At 72.7% G+C, this 608-nt stretch carries 1 protein-coding gene; it reads right to left on the bottom strand.

Annotated features, from left to right (window positions below; genetic code table 11):
• Positions 1–589: PEGA domain-containing protein (locus tag D7Y15_RS43695; RefSeq protein ID WP_148713058.1), on the bottom strand; the 589-nt coding region annotated here is incomplete at its 3' end.
• Positions 590–608 lie beyond the last annotated feature (19 nt).

The following is a 608-nucleotide window of genomic DNA, read 5'->3' as shown; positions in this document are numbered from 1 at the left end:
CCACCAGCCTCAGGCACGTCCCGAACTTCTCACTGGCCTGCCCCGGCTTGCCCGCCAGGAGCAACTCCAAGCCCAGCGTGTACTCCGCCCCCGCGCTCGGGGACCCCACGATCCAATCCAGGGCCTCGCGCGATTCGCCCTGGGCGTTGATGCTCGGCATGCCCTTCCGGGTGCCTGCCTTCTGCGGCTCCGGCACCCGTGCGTCCACCACCGGCTCGGGGGGCGGCGGCGGGGGTGGCAGGCGCTCCAGCGTCACCTGCACGCGCTCCGGCACCGCCGCCTGCGACACGGTGGTCGACCACGGATGGTGGCCCACGTAGCGCAGCTCCAACTGGTGCGAGTCCTCCCCTGGAGCGACCTTCAGGGTCGTCGGCGTCACCCCGACATACTTGCCGTCCCAGCGCACCTCCGCGCCCGGAGGCACCGACACCACCTGGAGATTGCGCCCCGGCGATTCCGACATGTCGGGGAGCACCGCCCGCCCCACGAAGAAAATCACCGCCGCCGCGATGACGGCCGCCCAGACCCAGCCAGGCACTCCCGCGCCCATGTCCGCCGCGGGACTGCCGCCCACCAGCGCCCCGGGCACGTGCTCCTCAGGGAACGCC

The organism is Corallococcus sp. AB030 (assembly GCF_003668965.1).
Classification (GTDB): Bacteria; Myxococcota; Myxococcia; order Myxococcales; family Myxococcaceae; genus Corallococcus; species Corallococcus exiguus.
Note: the sequence above shows the minus strand (reverse complement) of the source record. Positions and strands in the feature narration are given on the sequence as shown.